Source organism: Hydrogenophaga sp. (assembly GCF_035481345.1).
Taxonomy (GTDB): domain Bacteria; phylum Pseudomonadota; class Gammaproteobacteria; order Burkholderiales; family Burkholderiaceae_C; genus Hydrogenophaga.
In genome coordinates, this window is record NZ_DATIGV010000038.1 from 1 (window position 1) to 16,550 (window position 16,550).

At 70.5% G+C, this 16,550-nt stretch carries 19 protein-coding genes; 8 read left to right on the forward strand and 11 right to left on the reverse strand.

Annotated elements, in window-relative coordinates; genetic code table 11:
* A partial coding sequence (locus tag VLG41_RS03645) for a glutamate synthase-related protein (RefSeq protein ID WP_325348035.1) occupies positions 1–639 on the reverse strand: 639 nt, incomplete at its 3' end.
* A gap of 159 nt (positions 640–798) precedes the next feature.
* Here VLG41_RS03645 and VLG41_RS03650 point away from each other — a divergent pair.
* Positions 799–1,002 (forward strand): hypothetical protein, encoded by a 204-nt coding sequence (locus tag VLG41_RS03650; RefSeq protein WP_325348036.1) that lies wholly within the window; start codon positions 799–801, stop codon positions 1,000–1,002.
* Positions 1,003–1,081: 79 nt separating this feature from the next.
* Positions 1,082–1,873: a YecA family protein gene (locus tag VLG41_RS03655; RefSeq protein WP_325348037.1), complete on the forward strand. Its 792-nt coding sequence runs from the start codon at positions 1,082–1,084 to the stop codon at positions 1,871–1,873.
* 55 nt (positions 1,874–1,928) lie between these two features.
* Here the strand turns inward: VLG41_RS03655 and VLG41_RS03660 are convergent, their stop codons facing one another.
* Together VLG41_RS03660 and VLG41_RS03665 are read right to left on the reverse strand one after the other, a co-directional pair.
* Positions 1,929–2,591 (reverse strand): glutathione S-transferase, encoded by a 663-nt coding sequence (locus tag VLG41_RS03660; RefSeq protein WP_325348038.1) that lies wholly within the window; start codon positions 2,589–2,591, stop codon positions 1,929–1,931.
* Positions 2,592–2,593: 2 nt separating this feature from the next.
* On the reverse strand, positions 2,594–3,010 hold the full coding sequence (locus tag VLG41_RS03665) for a DUF3597 domain-containing protein (protein WP_325348039.1): 417 nt from the start codon (positions 3,008–3,010) through the stop codon (positions 2,594–2,596).
* A 240-nt stretch (positions 3,011–3,250) separates the two neighbouring features.
* On the opposite strand from VLG41_RS03665, the gene VLG41_RS03670 reads away from it, so the two are divergent.
* Positions 3,251–4,408 carry an Acg family FMN-binding oxidoreductase gene (locus VLG41_RS03670; protein ID WP_325348040.1) on the forward strand — a complete coding sequence of 386 codons (1,158 nt, stop codon included), beginning with the start codon at positions 3,251–3,253 and terminating at the stop codon, positions 4,406–4,408.
* 1 nt (position 4,409) lies between these two features.
* On the opposite strand, the gene VLG41_RS03675 is transcribed toward VLG41_RS03670, so the two are convergent.
* The 6 genes from VLG41_RS03675 to apaG are packed head-to-tail and all read right to left on the reverse strand — an operon-like array spanning position 4,410 to position 10,018.
* A complete protein-coding gene (locus tag VLG41_RS03675) occupies positions 4,410–5,552 on the reverse strand; it encodes a DNA alkylation repair protein (protein WP_325348041.1) in 1,143 nt (380 codons plus the stop codon).
* A 46-nt stretch (positions 5,553–5,598) separates the two neighbouring features.
* Positions 5,599–6,081, reverse strand: a complete 483-nt coding sequence (locus VLG41_RS03680) for a CinA family protein (RefSeq protein ID WP_325348042.1) — start codon at positions 6,079–6,081, stop codon at positions 5,599–5,601.
* Between the two features lie 2 nt (positions 6,082–6,083).
* Positions 6,084–6,590 carry a phosphatidylglycerophosphatase A gene (locus tag VLG41_RS03685; protein WP_325348043.1) on the reverse strand — a complete coding sequence of 169 codons (507 nt, stop codon included), beginning with the start codon at positions 6,588–6,590 and terminating at the stop codon, positions 6,084–6,086.
* Between the two features lie 46 nt (positions 6,591–6,636).
* Positions 6,637–7,602, reverse strand: coding sequence for a thiamine-phosphate kinase (gene thiL / locus VLG41_RS03690; protein ID WP_325348044.1), 966 nt, complete (start codon positions 7,600–7,602; stop codon positions 6,637–6,639).
* Positions 7,595–9,595 (reverse strand): site-specific recombinase, encoded by a 2,001-nt coding sequence (locus VLG41_RS03695; RefSeq protein ID WP_325348045.1) that lies wholly within the window; start codon positions 9,593–9,595, stop codon positions 7,595–7,597. Before VLG41_RS03695 ends, thiL begins: the two co-directional genes overlap by 8 nt.
* Positions 9,596–9,616: 21 nt before the next feature.
* Positions 9,617–10,018 (reverse strand): Co2+/Mg2+ efflux protein ApaG, encoded by a 402-nt coding sequence (gene apaG / locus VLG41_RS03700; protein ID WP_325348046.1) that lies wholly within the window; start codon positions 10,016–10,018, stop codon positions 9,617–9,619.
* 64 nt (positions 10,019–10,082) lie between these two features.
* Between apaG and rpe the strand changes: the two genes are divergently transcribed.
* Both rpe and gph read left to right on the forward strand, forming a co-directional pair.
* Positions 10,083–10,760 (forward strand): ribulose-phosphate 3-epimerase, encoded by a 678-nt coding sequence (gene rpe, locus VLG41_RS03705; protein ID WP_325348047.1) that lies wholly within the window; start codon positions 10,083–10,085, stop codon positions 10,758–10,760.
* Positions 10,757–11,431: a phosphoglycolate phosphatase gene (gph, locus tag VLG41_RS03710; RefSeq protein WP_325348048.1), complete on the forward strand. Its 675-nt coding sequence runs from the start codon at positions 10,757–10,759 to the stop codon at positions 11,429–11,431. Before rpe ends, gph begins: the two co-directional genes overlap by 4 nt.
* Here the strand turns inward: gph and VLG41_RS03715 are convergent.
* On the reverse strand, positions 11,425–12,546 hold the full coding sequence (locus VLG41_RS03715; protein WP_325348049.1) for an ABC transporter substrate-binding protein: 1,122 nt from the start codon (positions 12,544–12,546) through the stop codon (positions 11,425–11,427). The genes gph and VLG41_RS03715 overlap by 7 nt on opposite strands.
* A 106-nt stretch (positions 12,547–12,652) precedes the next feature.
* Positions 12,653–13,258, reverse strand: coding sequence for a chalcone isomerase family protein (locus tag VLG41_RS03720; protein WP_325348050.1), 606 nt, complete (start codon positions 13,256–13,258; stop codon positions 12,653–12,655).
* A 391-nt stretch (positions 13,259–13,649) separates the two neighbouring features.
* On the opposite strand from VLG41_RS03720, the gene trpE reads away from it, so the two are divergent.
* The 3 genes from trpE to ltaE form a co-directional block, all read left to right on the forward strand.
* Positions 13,650–15,149: an anthranilate synthase component I gene (gene trpE, locus VLG41_RS03725; protein ID WP_325348051.1), complete on the forward strand. Its 1,500-nt coding sequence runs from the start codon at positions 13,650–13,652 to the stop codon at positions 15,147–15,149.
* A 5-nt stretch (positions 15,150–15,154) separates the two neighbouring features.
* Positions 15,155–15,739, forward strand: a complete 585-nt coding sequence (locus VLG41_RS03730) for an aminodeoxychorismate/anthranilate synthase component II (protein WP_325348053.1) — start codon at positions 15,155–15,157, stop codon at positions 15,737–15,739.
* Positions 15,736–16,550, forward strand: an 815-nt coding sequence (ltaE, locus tag VLG41_RS03735) for a low-specificity L-threonine aldolase (RefSeq protein ID WP_325348052.1), incomplete at its 3' end; no start/stop codon positions are given. The genes VLG41_RS03730 and ltaE, both read left to right, overlap by 4 nt.

Here is a 16,550-nt window from a genome sequence, read left to right on the forward strand (position 1 = left end):
CTCCCAGATGAGGTCGCCGCCGTGCAGGCGGTGCCAGGCGGAGATCGAGCCCTCGCCCGTGTCGTGCGCGAAACCGCCGCGCTGCGCGCCCGCATTGAGCGCCTGGATGGCGTTGGCCGACAGCGCGCCGAAGCTCATGGCGGAGATGTTGAACACGCTGGCCTCGTAGGGCTGGGCGCAGTCGGGCCCGCCGATGCGCACGCGGAAGTCGTGCGAGGGCAGGCTGGTCGGCGCGATCGAGTGGTTGATCCACTCGTGGCCATTGCTCAGCATGTCGATCTGGCTGCCGAAGGGGCGCTTGTCCGTCTCGCCCTTGGCGCGTGCATAGACCAGGCTGCGCTGCGCGCGCGAGAAGGGTTGCGCCTCGGTGTCGCTTTCGATGAAGTACTGGCGCATCTCCGGCCGGATGTACTCCAGCATGAAGCGCAGGTGACCGATCACCGGGTAATTGCGCAGCACCGAGCTGCGCGTCTGTCGCAGGTCCCACAGGCCCAGCAGCGTGAGTGCGCCGAACAGCAGGAACCAGAAGCCGCCGAGGCCGAACGCCACCAGGCTGAACAGGCTCAGCAGCGCGATGAAGGCGCACAGGCCGAGCGCGGTGTAGCGCACGGGGTAGATGGCGTTGAGTCGGTCAAGCATGGGCGTTCGTCGTCTGGTCGGGGGGCAAAAAATCCTGCCTGCGCATTATTGGGGCGTGTTTTGAACAAGCGAACAATGGCTTGAATCCAGACACCACCGCGCGCGCCGGGCAGGCGACGCGCAGCCGGTTACCCAGGGCCTGCCGTGAAGGAGATCGCCATGTTTCCCATCCTGATGGACGAGCCCGATGCCATGACCGTGAAGCCCGGCGTGTGGCAGAGCCTGCAGAACGCCTGGCGCAGCGTGTACGAAGCGCCGGCGCCGGCCACGCACCAGTCCCCGGTCGAGCGGCCCCAGACCCCGAGTGCACTGGCCTCGCTGGCCATGGGCTCGGCCGAGCCTTCGGGCCACACGCGCCACTGAAGCGCCTGCTGTCGGCGCCGGTCCGCGAGGCGGGCGGCACTACACTGTCGGGCCTTTTCCGCCCGACCGCCGCCCACCGATGACCACCGACAGCGATTCCGCCCTGCAGGCCAGTGACTTTGACGAGCTCGACGCCATCCTGGACGAGCTCGCCGCCCTGGGCGGGGACGTGCCTCCGTGGGAGTACCTCGACGGTGCACTGACGGCGCTGGTGTGCACGCGCCGGCCCGTGCCGCCGGCCGAGTGGTTGCCCGTGCTGCTGGGCACCGGCCCGCTGCCCACGGTGCCCCACCCGGACGGGGTGCATTTCCCGAACACCGCCCGCTACGAGCGTTTCATGGCGCTGTGGTCGCGCCGCGAGGCCGAGGTGCGCCAGGCACTGGGCACGGAGGTGGGGACGCTCGACGACGAACGCGCCTACCACCCCGAGGTGATTGACCTGCGCGGTGCCGTGGCCGCCATGCCCGAGGCCGAGCGCCCCCCAGGCGACGAGCCGCTGCCCTCGTACGCGCAGGCCTGGGCCGAAGGCTTTTTCGACGTGGTCGAGCACTGGGCCGAGGATTGGGTGCTGCCGCGCGACAAGGAGACCGCGCGTTGGATCCAGGAGGCGCTGGAGACCATCGGCGCGCTCACGGAGGACGACCGCGGCGTGCCGACGCAGAACCTGCACGACGAAGAGGCCGCGCCCAGCGTGAGCGATGCGCGGCTCGACCAGTTCTACGGCGCGGTCTGGGCGGTGTACGAGCTGTACCGCATCTGGACGGCGCTGGGCCCGCGCGCCGAGCCGCTGCGTCAGGCCGCCACGCCCGGACGCAACGACCCCTGCTGGTGCGGCAGCGGCAAGAAGTTCAAGAAGTGTCACGGCGCCTGAGGGGCGTCTGAGAGGCGTCTGACACAAGCATTGAGCCGCGCGATACCGCGTGGTCTCAACCCAGGATCTCGAACGGCCCGCCCTTGTCGATCGCGCGCTGGTAGGCCGGGCGTTCGTGGATGCGGCGCAGCCAGTCCATGAGCCGCGGGCGCGAGGCGTCGAGCCCGCCGCGCGCGACAGCGGCCTCCACCGGAAAGCTCATCTGCACGTCGGCCGCGCTGAAGGCCTGGCCGGCGAACCAGGGGCCGCTGGCCAACTCGGCCTCCAGGAAATCCAGGTGCTGCCGCAGGTTCGGGGTGATGAAGCGGCGCTTGACCTTGGCCGAGATCGCCTTGGCCACGGGCCGCACGATCAGCGGCGCCTTCTCGACCTGATCGAACACCAGCTTGAGCAGCAGCGGCGGCATCAGCGAGCCTTCGGCGTAGTGCATCCAGTAGCGGTAGCGCAGGAACTCGGGCGACGCCGGGTCGGGCCGCAACTGCGGCCCGTGGCGCTCCACCAGGGTTTCCAGGATGGCACCGGATTCGGCCAGCACGAGCGTGCCGTCGGTGACCACGGGCGATTTGCCCAGCGGGTGCACGCGCCTGAGTTCCGGCGGCGCGAGCATGGTCTTGCGGTCGCGCTCGTAGCGCACGATCTCGTAGGGCAGGCCCAGTTCTTCCAGGAGCCAGAGCACGCGCTGCGAGCGCGAGTGGTTGAGGTGGTGGACGCGGATCATGCTCAGTCGAGCAGTTCCTTCGGCACGTTGCCGCCATTGGCCGCGATGTGGCCGAGTACGTTCTTGTGCAGCCACACGTTCATCTTGGCCGAGTCGTTCATGTACTCGTCGGGGCAGTAGAGCTCCTTGGCCAGTTCCTTGCGCGCCTGCAGGCTGCTGTCCATGTCGAGCAGCTTGAGCAGGTCGACGATGGAGGTTTTCCAGTTGAGCTTCTGCGGGTTGGCGGCGGCGCGCTTGTCCAGTTGCGCGACCACGTCCACCATGGCGATGGGATTGACCACGGCCGGCGCGGGCGCGGCGGCGGCCGGTGCCGGGCTTGGCGCAGCCACAGGCGCTGGCGCTGGGGCCGCGGCGGGCGGCGTGGCGGCGTTGGCGGTGGACAGGCCCAGCTTGTCGAGGATGGTCGTGAAGAACCCCATGGCGATCTCCTGAAGTCGTTGGTGAGCGGCCAGTATAGGAGTGAGGGATGACGCCTGGGCATTCAAGCGCGCGGCGCCCATGAGGCTACGCTGGTGGAGCGCGGCCAGGAACGAGCGGATCCAGGACCCGTGGAAGTCTTGGCCATTTTTTTCTGCATGGCTGGTGTTTGATGTCCGTCAATGGTGGTTGAGGGCCTGGCTTTCGACAATGCCGCCATCCACTGCCACCAGGAGCCTGTCATGCAGCGCCGTTCCCTTCTTCGCCTCGCGGGTGGTGGCACCATCGCCGCCGCCGTCGCGAGTCTGCCGGGCTGTAGCAATGCGCTGCCCGATGAAGCCATTGCAGCCTGGCGCGGCCCGGGCGACGAAGCCGATCCGCGCCGCTGGGCCTTGTCGTACGCGCTGCTGGCGCCGCATTCGCACAACCTGCAAAGCTGGCTGGTGGACCTGTCCGCGCCGGGCGAGATCACGCTGTTCATCGACCGCACGCGCCTGCTGCCCGAGACCGACCCGTTCTCGCGCCAGATGATGATGAGCCAGGGCACGTTCATCGAGTTGCTCGAGCAGGCCGCGCGGCAGAAGGGCCATCGCGCCGAGATCGCCCTGTTTCCCGAGGGCGAGTTCGGCCCTGACGCGGTCGACGCGCGGCCGACCGCGCGCATCCGTCTGGTGCCCGACGCCAGCGTTCGGCCCGACCCCCTGTTCGCCCAGGTGCTGCATCGCCGCACCAACCGCGAGGCCTACGAACCCCGCGTGCCCGAGGCCGCGGCGCGGGAGGCGATCGCTCGCAGCACCGCGGCCTATCCGTTCCGCACGGGCTTCGTCACGGCCGGCGACACCGAAGCGATGGCGCACCAGCGGCGCATCGCCAAGGCGGCCTGGCGCATCGAACTCACCACGCCACGCACCGTGCTCGAATCGTTCAAGGTGCTGCGCGTGGGCCCCCGCGAGATCGCCGAGCACCGCGACGGCCTGTCGGTCAACGAGCCACTGGTGCGCCTGGCCACTGCGCTCGGGCTGTTCGACCGCAGCGTCGCGCCCGCGCCCGGCGATCGCGCCACTCAGGGTCAGATCGACGACTTCAACGCGACGATCGACACCACGCCGGCCTTCTATTGGCTGATCACCGAGGGCAATGACCGGGTGACGCAGGTGAACGCCGGGCGCGCCTGGGTGCGGGCACAGCTCGCGGCCACGGAACAGGGCTTGTCGATGCAGCCCATCTCGCAGGCCTTGCAGGAGTACCCGGAGATGGACGCGCTGTACCGCGAGATCCACGAGCGCCTGCAGGCCGGCGCGCCGCGCTTCACGGTGCAGATGTGGGCGCGCCTGGGCTACGCGCCAGCGGTGCAACCCGCCCCGCGGCGCGGTTTGCAGGCGCTCATCCTCAAGGCCTGAGTCAGGCCGACAGATCGAACGCGGCGTCGGCCACCGCCACGCCGTTGACCAGCAACTCCACCCGGTGGCGGCCCGGGTACAGGCGCCGCGTGGTCACCTCGCGCAGCGAATGCGCCTTGCCCAGCGCGCGGGTCTCGCCCGGGGCGAGGTCGAGTTTCCAGCCCTTGAATACCTTGGGCGAGGCCGCGCCATTGGCCTTCACGTGGTGCACGGCGTAGTCGACCACCAGCGTCTGCGCGGTGCGCGCGCGGGAACGCAGGGTGGCGTCGAGCCGCACGCTGCCGCCCACCGCCACCTTCGCGGGTGTGACGTTCAGCGCGGCCTCGCCGTCGAGCCCGTGGGCCAGACCCCAGGCCGCCAGCGTGGGCGCGTGGCCGGCCTTGATGAGGCCTCGGCTGGCGTGGCGCAGCAAGGCCTCGCGCGCCGCGCTGGCGCCCGCGCGGTGCTCGCGCACCCAGCCGGCCACCAGCTCGGGGTGGTCCTTGGCGATGTCGTTGAGGTGGTTGGCCACGCTGCGGCGCACGTAGGCGCTGCCGTCGTTCTGCAGCGCGCGCAGCAGGGGCAGGGTGGGCGCAGGGTCGGCCACCAGGGCCTGCAGGCGCAGGCCCCAAGGCAGGCGCGGGCGGCTGCCCTCGCTCACCAGTCGGCGCACGTGGGCGCTGCCATCGCCCGTCCAGCGCTCGAGCAAGGGGAACACCGCCTCGGGCCGCTGCGCGATGAAGGGGCGGATGGCGAACTCCGCGGTGAAGCGCTGCGTGATCTCGCGCAGGCAGAGCAGGGCGCGTTCGGGTTCGCCCAGGCCGGCGCGCGCCACCCACTCGCCCGCGCCCCACAGCGCCCAGCCGCCCACGCCCTGCGGCGACGCGCCCTGCAGGCCCACGGGCTCGCCGTCCGCGTCCAGCACGAGCGGTGGCGCGAGCGCGGTTTCCAGCACGCCGCAGGCGCGGTCGAAGTCGGCGGGCAGCGTGGCCTGCAGTGCATCGGCCAGGCGGTGTGCACGGGCCTTGAACTCCAGGCTGTCCTGGCCGTCGAGTGCGATGGCCGAGAAGCGCTCGGCGTCGAAGCCACGCCAGGCGCGTCGCAGGTGGCGCGCGGTGTTCGCCACGGTCTCGGGGTTGATGAGCAGCTTGAAGGCGTCGGCCATGCGTGTTGTCGGCGGGGGCGTTGCGTCGGGGTGTTGTCGGTGCCGCTCAGCCCAGCCGCTGCAGCAGGCCGGCCAGCGCATGCCGCACGGCCTGGGCGCGGATGGCGGCGCGGTCGCCGTCGAAGCGGCGGTGTTCGGTGGCCACGCCGGCCGGCGTGCTCCAGCCGAACCACACGGTGCCCACGGGTTTGTCGGCGCTGCCGCCCGTGGGGCCGGCCACGCCGGTGACCGACAGCGCGCAGCGCGCGGCCGAGTGCGCCACCGCGCCCGCGGCCATGGCGCGCGCCACGGGCTCGCTCACGGCGCCGTGTTCCGCGATGAGCGCGGCGGGCACGCCCAGCGAGTCGGTCTTGGCGGCGTTGGAGTAGGTCACGAAGCCACGCTCGAACCAGTCGCTCGAGCCGCTGAGTTCGGTGCAGGCGGCGGCGATCAGGCCGCCGGTGCAGCTTTCGGCGCTGGCCATTGTCCAGCCGCGCTCGCGCAGGTGGGTGGCCAGTTCATTGACGAGCGCGAGCAGATCGGCGTCCATGTTCAGAAGCGCCAGAGCGCGAAGACCAGCAGCGTGCACAGCGCGGCAGCGAAGTCGTCGAGCAGGATGCCGAAGCCGCCGCGCGGGCCGAAGCCCTTGAAAGTCCGGTCGGCCCAGGCCATGGGGCCCAGCTTCACGGCGTCGAAGAAGCGGAACAGCGCGAAGGCCACGAACTGCGCCAGGAAGCCGGCGGGCGCGATCAGCCAGAGCACCAGCCAGAAGGCGACCACTTCGTCCCACACGATGTGGCCCGAGTCGGCCACGCCCATGTGCTGCGCGGTGAGGGTGCAGGCCCACCACCCCAGCAGCGTGGCGGCGGCGATGAGCAGGCCCCAGGCGCTGTGAGGCAGCACGGGCTCCAACAGCAGCCAGGCCACCCAGGCCCACAGCGTGCCCGAGGTGCCCGGCGCCAGCCGCGACAGGCCCGCGCCCGCGCCGAGCGCGATGAAGTGGGCGGGGTGGGCGACGAGGAAGCGCCAGGTGGGGCGGGTGGGGGACGCGGCGGTCATGGTCGGAATCATAGGTGTCGCTGTTCCCGCATCACCGCGTCGGCGCTCAGTTGGCGAAGTGGTCGAAGCCACGTGCGGCCAGGGGGCTCTCGCGCCCAGCCGCGTCGAGCAGGCGAATGCCGGGCGTGCGCGTCAGTCGCCCGATGCGCGCGACCGCCGTGCCGGCGCGCCGGCCGGCTGAGAGAACGGCCTTGCGCGCCGAGGCGTCAGCGGTGAACAGCAGTTCGTAGTCGTCACCACCCGCGAGCAGACAGTCCAGGCGCGGCCCTTCGTCCAGCGCGCTCAAGGCGGGCGCCACCGGCAAGGCGTTCATCCCGATCTCGGCGCCCACGCCGCTGGCCTTCAGGATGTGACCCAGGTCGCCCAGCAGGCCGTCGCTCACGTCCAGCGCGGCGTGCACGCCTGCGGTGGCGGCCAGGGCCTGACCCAGCGCCAGGCGGGGCGTGGGGCGGTCCATGCGGTCTTGCACCGTCGCCAGCTCACCGCGTGCCCAGGGCTCGCGGCGCCGCAGCGCCAGGGCCAGTCGCGCCTCGCCGGTGCGCCCGCTGATCCACAGCTCGTCGCCTGCGCGCGCGGCGTCGCGGCGCAAGGCGTGACCGGGCAGCAATTCGCCAAAGACCGTGATGCTGATGGTGAGCGGCCCGCGCGTGGTGTCGCCGCCCACCAGGGGGCAGGCGTGCGCATCGGCCAGCGCGAACAGGCCGCGCGCAAAGGGCGCGAGCCAAGCCTCGTCGGCCGCGGGCAGGGCCAGCGCCAGCGTGAAGCCCAGCGGGCGCGCGCCCATGGCGGCCAGGTCGGACAGGTTGACGGCGAGCGCCTTGTGGCCCAGGGCCTCGGGCTCGGCGCCGGCGAAGAAGTGGCGGCCTTCCACCAGCATGTCGCTGCTGACGGCGAGCTGGTGGCCCGGCGTGGGTTGCAACAGGGCGCAGTCGTCGCCCACACCCAGCACCACGGCGCCGCCGGGGGGCGCGGCGCGCGTGAAGTGGCGGGCGATCAACTCGAACTCACCCATGCGCGGAGGGCGCGGTGGCGTCGCCGTCCTCGCCGCTGTCGGGACGCGCACGCGGTGGCAGCAGGAAGCTCAGCGGCGCCGCGCGCAGGCGCCGGCGCATGGCCACGCGGATGAGCTGGCGGTTGCCGGTGCTGATGGCCTGCGCCCGCAATGCCAGACGAAAGGCCAGGTAGAAGCTCACCGTGAGGTTGAGCGGGCCCACCACGAGTACGCCGGCGACGGCCCACCAGAAGGCGGGTTCGCGCAGCACCTCCAGCCCGAGCGCGAAGCCCGCGGCCGTGAGCTGGCCGGCGGAGAGGGTGACGTGGCGGACGTCCAGGCCCAGCCCGAAGAACTGCGCGAACACCGGCACCAGGCCCAGCAGGAAGCCCAGCGATATGTTGGCCGCCAGGCCCGAGACGTTGGCGCGCGCGAACGTGGCCCAGCGCGCGGCGCGCGCGCGGCCCAGCACGCGCGTGAAGCGCGGGTTGTGGGTGATGGCCGAGTCGAGCTTGTGGAAGACGAACCAGTTCTCGACCCAGCCCGCGATGATGCTGCTGGCGAACAGCAGCACGCCCGTGAAGGCGGCGAAGACGGCGGTGGGGCCCAGCAGGTGCAGGCTGTGCAGGACGTGCTGCGCCTGCTCGGGGCCGATCATGGCCTCGCCCGTGATGAGCAGCAGCGGTGCGCTGATCAGCAGCACCGTGGGCACCACCATGCCCACGTTGCCCAGGATGGCCGCGATCTGCGAGCGGAACAGGTTCGCCACCTCGTCGACGAAGCGGCGCACCGCGCCCGTGGCCTTGATGTCGCGCAGCTTGGCCACCATCGCCGGCGCCGTCACGGCGGGTTGTTTGGTCGCCACCGTCCACTGCAGCAGCATGATGAGCACGAAGCAGGCCGCGTAGTTGAAGCCGGCCGCGAAGCCGCCCCAGAAGGCCGACAGCCCGACACCGTAGAGCGCGAACTTGATCCAGGTGGTGAAGCCCAGCACGAAGCCGCCGCCGGCGGCCTTGCCGAGCATTTCCTTGTACTCGGCCGCGTTGCGGGTGATGTAGTGCTCGCCGCTTTCGGCGCTGCGCTCGGCCACCTTGGCGGCCGTGAGGTGCGAGCTGCTGGCGATGAGCGCGCGCACGCTGCGGTTCTCGATGCCGACCTGCACCAGGTCGGCCAGCAGGGCGGCGTTGGCGCGGCCCGGCTGGTCGGCCAGCAGGCAGTCCAGCAGTTGCTTGATGCGCACGATGCGCTCGCGCAACTGGCGCAGGCGGAACACGATGCCCACCGACACGCCGTGTTCCTCGAGGTGGTGGTAGACGGTGTACGCGGCGTGCCGGCAAGCGTCGAGCTGCTCGCGCAGGCGCTCGGCGGCCTGATCGGCCTCGGCGCTGCGCGGGCCGTGCACGCGCACCTCGCGCCGCAGCGCCTCGAACACGCTGGGCAGCTCGTGGAACGGGCGCTCGGCCTGCGCCTCGGCCGACATGCGGATGCGGATCTCGGAGGCGAAGCCGGTGGCGCTGACCTGGCTGGTGCAGAAGGTCAGCGCGTCCATCAGCGATTCGTTCCACACCTGCGTGCCGCGCTCGGGGGTGAGCGTGGCCAGGCGCTCGAGCGTGGCGGTGTCCAGCGCCTTGATCCAGCGCACGTCGAAGGGCGAAGGCAGCAGCAGCGAGAAGAGCTCGGCCAGGTCGCGCGTCTCGGGCGTGCCGGGCAGCAGCTTGCGGCGCAGGCGGTGGCTCAGCTCGCTCAGGAAGGCGGTGCGCGGCGCGAAGCCGAAGTCGGCCAGCAGCGGCGTGATGTCCACGCCCGCCACGAAGGCGCGCAGCCAGGCGTGCCAGCGCTCGCGCAGGGCGGGGTCGCTTTCCAGCGCGCCGACGAATAGGCGCACGCGAGAGATCGCGGCGGACACGTCGAGCGCGTCGCCGCGCACCCAGGCCAGGGCGTCGGCGAGCCACAGGTGGCGCCGCGCCAGCGGCGCCTCGGGCGCCATCGAATCGAGCAGCTCTTGCAGGTCCATGCCGGCCCTGGAGGGTGGGGGTCAGTGCAGCACGCGCGAGGACGGGGTCTCGCTGGCGCCGCCACCCGCGCGCAGGGCGAACTCGGGCACGGCAGCCTCGAAGCGCTCGCCATCCTCGGCCACGCAGAAGAAACTGCCGCGCATGGCGCCGGTGGGCGTGCGCAGGCGGGTGCCACTGGTGTACTGGAAGGACTCGCCCGGGCGCAGCAGCGGCTGGTGGCCCACCACGCCCAGGCCCTTCACTTCCTCGGTGTGGCCGTGCGCGTCCTCGATGATCCAGTGCCGCGCGATGAGCTGCGCGGTGGCCTCGCCGTGGTTGGTGATGGTGATGGTGTACGCGAAGGCGTAGAGCTCTTCCTCGGGCGCGGATTGCTCGCTCAGGTACTGAGGTTCGGCCTCGCAGGTGAAGAGGTACTTGGGCATGGGCGGCATGTTACCCGCGGGCTGACACAATGCACGGTCTCGATTCCGTCGCCCCACGCCCGCCATGACCACGTACCGCATCGCTCCGTCCATCCTCTCCGCCGATTTCGCCCGCCTGGGCGAGGAGGTGCGCCAGGTGGTGGCCGCCGGCGCCGACTGGATCCACTTCGACGTGATGGACAACCACTACGTGCCCAACCTCACCTTCGGGCCGATGGTGTGCCAGGCGCTCAAGCCGCACGCGAAGACGCCCGACGGCACGCCGGTGCCCATCGACGTGCACCTGATGGTGCAACCGGTGGACGCGTTGGCCCAGGCCTTCGCCGAGGCGGGCGCCGACCTGATCAGTTTCCACCCCGACGCCAGCACCCACACCCACCGCAGCGTGCAGGCCATCAAGGCGCGCGGCGTGAAGGCCGGCCTCACCTTCAACCCGGCGGCCTCGCTGGACGTGCTGGACTGGCTGATCGACGACATCGACCTCATCCTCATCATGAGCGTCAACCCCGGCTTCGGCGGCCAGGGCTTCATCGACTCGGCGCTGCGCAAGATCGAGGACGCGCGCCGACGCATCGAGGCCAGCGGCCGCGACATCCGCCTGGAGGTGGACGGTGGCATCAAGCCCGACAACATCCGCCGCGTGGCCGACGCGGGCGCCGACACCTTCGTGGCCGGCAGCGCGATCTTCGGCAAGCCCGACTACAAGGCCGTGATCGACCAGATGCGCGTGGCGCTGTCGTGACGCTGCTCGGCATCCGTGCGGCCATCGTGGACCTGGATGGCACGATGGTCGACACCCTCGGCGACTTCGACGTCGCGCTCAACGCCACGCTGCGCGAGCTGGGACGCCCGGTGGTGGCACGGGCCGACATCGAGCGCATGGTGGGCAAGGGCTCGATGCACCTGATCCGCTCGGCGCTGCGGCACGGCGGCCTGGACGAGGCGGGCGCGCAGGCGCGGCTGGACGAGGCCTGGGCCAGCTACCAGCGGCATTACGCCGCCACCAATGGCGCGCACAGCGAGGTCTACCCCGGCGTGGTGGAAGGCCTGCAGGCCTTGCGGGACCGAGGTTTGGCGCTGGCCTGCGTCACCAACAAGCCACTGGCCTTCGCGCGCGAGCTGTTGCGGGCCAAGGGCCTGGCGCCCTACTTCTCGCAGGTGTTCGGCGGCGACAGCTTCGCGCGCAGCAAGCCCGATCCGCAGCCCCTGACCGAGACCTGCAAGGCACTGGGCAGCGAGCCCGCATGCACGCTGATGGTGGGGGACTCGCTCAACGACGCCCAGGCCGCGCGCGCGGCGGGCTGCCCGGTGGCGCTGGTGACCTACGGCTACAACCACGGCGAGCCGGTGCGTGGCATGGACGCCGACGCCTACCTCGATCGGCTCGACGAACTGCCGGGCTGCCTTCAGTAGAGCAGGCGGCCCTCGGCGGTGGCCACGCCGATGTCCACCCACTGGCTGCCTTCGTTGCCCTTGCTGAAGTCCACACGGAAGCCGCCGAAGTCGACCTCGCCCATGCGGTGCAGGGCCTCGGTCAGACCGGCGGGCGTCAGCGGCTTGGCGCGCCGCGCCGCCTCGGCAAAGATCTGCGCGGTGATGTAGCCCTCGAGGTGGAAGGGTGAGTAGGTCTTCAGGTCGGGGTGCGCGCGCTGCATGGCCGCCTTGAAGATGCGCTGCAGCGGCGAGTTGGAGCCATTCGGATTGGGAAAGGTCTGGGCGATGCCCACCCCGCGCGCGCCACTGCTGGCCAGCGCCTTGAGCGCCGGCGCGGGCAGGTACGACAGCGCGAAAAGCTGCTGCGACATACCGGCGGCGCGCAGCGCGGCCACGCCCTGGCCCATGAACTTGGGCGCGCCGATGACCATGGCCGAGTGCGGGTTGCGGGCGGCGATCTGCTGGGCCGCTTTCGCGAGATCGGCCACCTCCGTGCCCGATTCGGCCCCGATGATCTCCAGCCCGGTGCCCTGCGCGGCCGCCTTGGCCGAGGCCAGGCCCGAGGAGCCCATCGGGATGTTCTGGTACAGCACGCCCATGGACTTGATGCTGAGCGCCTGGGCATGAGAGACGATCTTGGCGATCTGCTGGTCGTCGCCGGCGCGCACATGGAACAGCCGCGGGTGACCGGGCTCGCGCAGAACGGCGGCGCCGGGCACGGCGTTGATGACCACCACGTCCGTCTGGTCGAGCAGCTTGGTGTCCAGCATCTGCTTGAGCGTGGCCGAACCCAGCGGCGAGAGCAGCGCCAGCGGCTTGCGCGGCATGGCTTCGGCCAGCCGCGCCTTGAAGCCATCGAAGGTGTAGGCGTCGTCCAGCCGCAGCAGCACCACCTTGCGGCCTGCGATGCCGCCCTTGCCGTTGATGTCGGCGAAGGCGGCCTGCGCGCCCTCGTGCAACTCCTTGGCGTCCGGTGCCGGCAGCACGGTGAACGGGCCGATGTGGGCCACGACGATGTCGCCGGCTTCCTGTGCACGGGCCAGCAGTGGGACGGCGCCGAGGGCGGCGGCCTGGAGGACTTGTCGACGGAGCATGGGTCTCGGAACCTTCGGTGACGGAGGGGAACCCCATACCGTACCCAGGATGCCGCCGTCCGTCGCGCGGCAATGCCGATTGGGGGGATGGCCGGCGCTCAGCCCGTCATGGGCGGTTGCCGTTGCGGGCTTTGCCCAACAGCGCGTCCTTGAGCTGCCAGTCGGCCGGCTTGGGGCCGAGCCAGATGCGCATGAGCGCGTCGAAGAACGCGGGTTCCTTGAAGGGCTCGCCCTCGACCTGGCCGCGCACCGTCAGCACCGACCCCGTGCCGGGCACCCAATCCACGGTGAAGGTGTCGCCCTTGTTCAGCTTCTTGTAGGCCGCGAAGATCTGGCTCATGCGCAGCACGCCGGGGATGAGCTTGGAGAAGGCGGCGCGGTCCATGTTGTCCTCCATGCCGCGTGAGAACAGCTTGCCGAGTTCGGCCGCATCGATGTCGCGCAGCATGGTGATGGTGATGCGCTTGGGGCCGTTGTTGCCCAGCACGCCTTCGGTGGTGTCGGCCTTGGCCGTGAGGTACAGCCCCGCCGTGTAGACCTGGAACACGGCCTTGTAGCGCACGCCCGCGCCATTGAGCACCAGCGGGCTGCCGGCCACGGTGACACGCTCCTCCAGCGGCACGCCGGCCACGTCGATGGTGGTGGCCCCGGCCGAGCCGCAGGCAAAAAAAGCGCCGGCCGCGGCCAGCGCGCGCAAACGCGTCTGAAACATGGTGGGTCCAGAAAAGTGAACGATCGTTCGATTTCGGGAATTTTCCCCGCGCCGGCGGTACCGGTCCAGCGGGTAAGGCTCTAGAACGAAAGCTTGGCGGCGTGACCGGCCGCACGCGCCGCGGTTTGTCGCGGCGCTTTGATATAGTGCGCGCACCATGTTTCGTCCCTGCACGCTCACCCACGGCTCGCTGCCGCGCCACTTTGGCGGGGGAGCCTGGCCCTGGCGCAAGCCAGCCTGAACGTGCACCCCTCCCCTTGCGGGGACCGGCTGGGCGCCTGAGCGCCACTCCCACCCGCAACGCCTCCCGGCAGCGCTGCCTGCCGGACCGATGGAACCCCCGGCCGCCTGCATTCACCGCTTCGCCTGGCCCCGGACGGATGGAACGAACATGATCACCGAACTGGAATTCAAGAGCCTCGCCCAGCAGGGCTACAACCGCATCCCGCTGATGCTCGAGGCCTTCGCCGACCTCGAGACCCCGCTCTCCCTCTACCTGAAGCTCGCCCACGGCCGCGGCGATGGCCGCCACAGCTTCCTGCTCGAATCGGTGGTGGGCGGCGAACGCTTCGGGCGGTACAGCTTCATCGGCCTGCCCGCGCGCACGCTGCTGCGCGCCAGCGGCTTCGGGGCCCAGGCCAAGACCGAGGTGGTGCGCGATGGCGAGGTGGTCGAGACCGCGCACGGCAACCCACTGGATTTCATCGCCGCCTACCAGCAGCGCTTCAAGGTGGCGCTGCGCCCTGGCCTGCCGCGCTTCTGCGGCGGCCTGGCCGGCTATTTCGGCTACGACGCGGTGCGCTACGTCGAGAAGAAACTGGAGGCGGGCTGCCCGCCCGACACCCTGGGCTGCCCCGACATCCTGCTGCTGCAGTGCGAGGAGCTCGCGGTCATCGACAACCTCTCGGGCAAGCTCTACCTCATCGTCTACGCCGACCCGGGCCAGCCCGAGGCCTTCAGCAACGCCAAGAAGCGCCTGCGCGAACTGAAGGAGGCGCTCAAGTACTCGGTGAGCGCGCCGCAGGTCAAAGCCACCCAGTCGCACCCGGCCGAGCGCGGCTTCGCCAAGGCCGATTACCTGGCGGCGGTGGAGCGCGCCAAGGAGCTCATCGCCGCGGGCGACTTCATGCAGGTGCAGGTGGGGCAGCGCATCCAGAAGCGCTACACCGAGTCGCCGCTGTCGCTGTACCGCGCGCTGCGCTCGCTCAACCCCTCGCCCTACATGTACTACTACCACTTCGGGGATTTCCATGTGGTGGGCGCGAGTCCCGAGATCCTGGTGCGCCAGGAGCACACCGACGAGGGCCAGAAGATCACCATCCGCCCCTTGGCCGGCACGCGCCCGCGCGGCGCCACCCCCGAGAAGGACAAGGCCACCGAGCTGGAACTGGTCAACGACCCGAAGGAGCGCGCCGAGCACGTGATGCTGATCGACCTGGCGCGCAACGACATCGGCCGCATCGCGAAGATCGGCAGCGTGAAGGTGACCGAAGCCTTCGCGGTGGAGCGCTACAGCCACGTGATGCACATCGTGAGCAACGTCGAGGGCGTCCTCAACGAGGGCATGACCAACATGGACGTGCTCAAGGCCACCTTTCCGGCCGGCACGCTCACGGGCGCGCCCAAGGTGCACGCCATGGAGCTCATCGACCAGCTCGAGCCGGTCAAGCGTGGCATCTATGGCGGCGCTTGCGGCTACCTCAGCTACGCAGGCGACATGGACGTGGCCATCGCGATCCGCACCGCCATCGTGAAGGACCAGGTGCTCTACGTGCAGGCCGCGGCCGGCGTGGTGGCGGACTCGGTCCCCGAGATGGAGTGGAGGGAAACGGAGCACAAGGCGCGCGCGCTGCTGCGCGCGGCCGAGCTGGTCGAGGAGGGCCTGGAATGAGCGGCATCAAAGTCCTCATGGTGGACAACTACGATTCCTTCACTTTCAACATCGTGCAGTACCTGGGCGAGCTGGGTGCCGTGGTGGACGTGGTGCGCAACGATGAAGTCACGCTGAACGAACTGCAGGCGCGGCTGGACGCGGGCGGCATGGACCGGCTCGTGATCTCGCCCGGACCTTGCTCACCGGCCGAGGCCGGCATCTCGGTGCCGGCCATTCGGCACTTCGCGGGCAAGCTGCCCATCCTGGGTGTGTGTCTGGGACACCAGAGCATCGGCGCGGCGTTCGGCGGCACGATCGTGCGGGCGCAAGAGTTGATGCATGGAAAGGTCAGCGAGATCACCACCACGCGGCGCGGCGTCTTCGCGGGTCTGCCCGAGCGCTTCACTGTCAACCGCTACCACTCGCTCGCGATCCGCCGCGAGGACTGCCCGGCCGATCTCGAGGTCACGGCCTGGACGGACGACGGCGAGATCATGGGCGTGAAGCACAAGACCCTGGCCATCGAGGGCGTGCAGTTCCACCCCGAGAGCATCCTCACCGAGCACGGGCACGCGATGCTCAAAAACTTTCTGGAGCAGACCGCATGAACAGGGTCGACTTGCGCAGCGACACCGTTACCCAGCCGACGCCGGCCATGCGCGAGGCCATGATGGCCGCGCCTTTGGGCGACGACGTGTTCGGTGACGACCCGTCGGTGAACGCGCTGCAGGACAAGATCGCCGCGCTCACCGGCAAGGAGGCCGCGCTCTTCATGAGCAGCGGCACCCAGAGCAACCTGTGCGGAATGATGGCCCACTGTGGCCGCGGCGACGAGTACATCGTGGGCCAGAACGCGCACACCTACCGCTACGAGGGCGGTGGTGCCGCGGTGCTGGGCAGCATCCAGCCGCAACCGCTGGCGCAGGATGCTCAGGGGCTGATGAAGCCCGCCGACGTGCAGGCCGCGATCAAGCCCGACGACCCGCACTTCGCGCGCACGCGCCTGCTGTGCCTGGAAAACACCTGGAACGGGCATGTCATGCCGGCCGCCTACCTGGACGAGATGACCGCGCTCGCGCGCCGCCACGGGCTGGCCGTCCACCTCGACGGTGCGCGCGTGTTCAACGCGGCCGTGGCCGACGCGGGGCCGGGCGGGGATGTGGTCGCCGCGCTGCGCGCCATCACCGACCGCTTCGACAGCGTCTCGGTGTGCTTCAGCAAGGGCCTGGGCGCGCCCATGGGCTCGGCGCTGTGCGGGTCGCGCGAACTCATCGACCGCGCGCGCCGCTGGCGCAAGATGGTGGGCGGCGGCCTGCGCCAGGCGGGCCTGCTCGCGGCGGCGGCCTCGCACGCGCTGGACCACCACGTGAACCGCCTCGCCGATGACCACGCGCTCGCGCAGCGCCTGGCCCAGGGCCT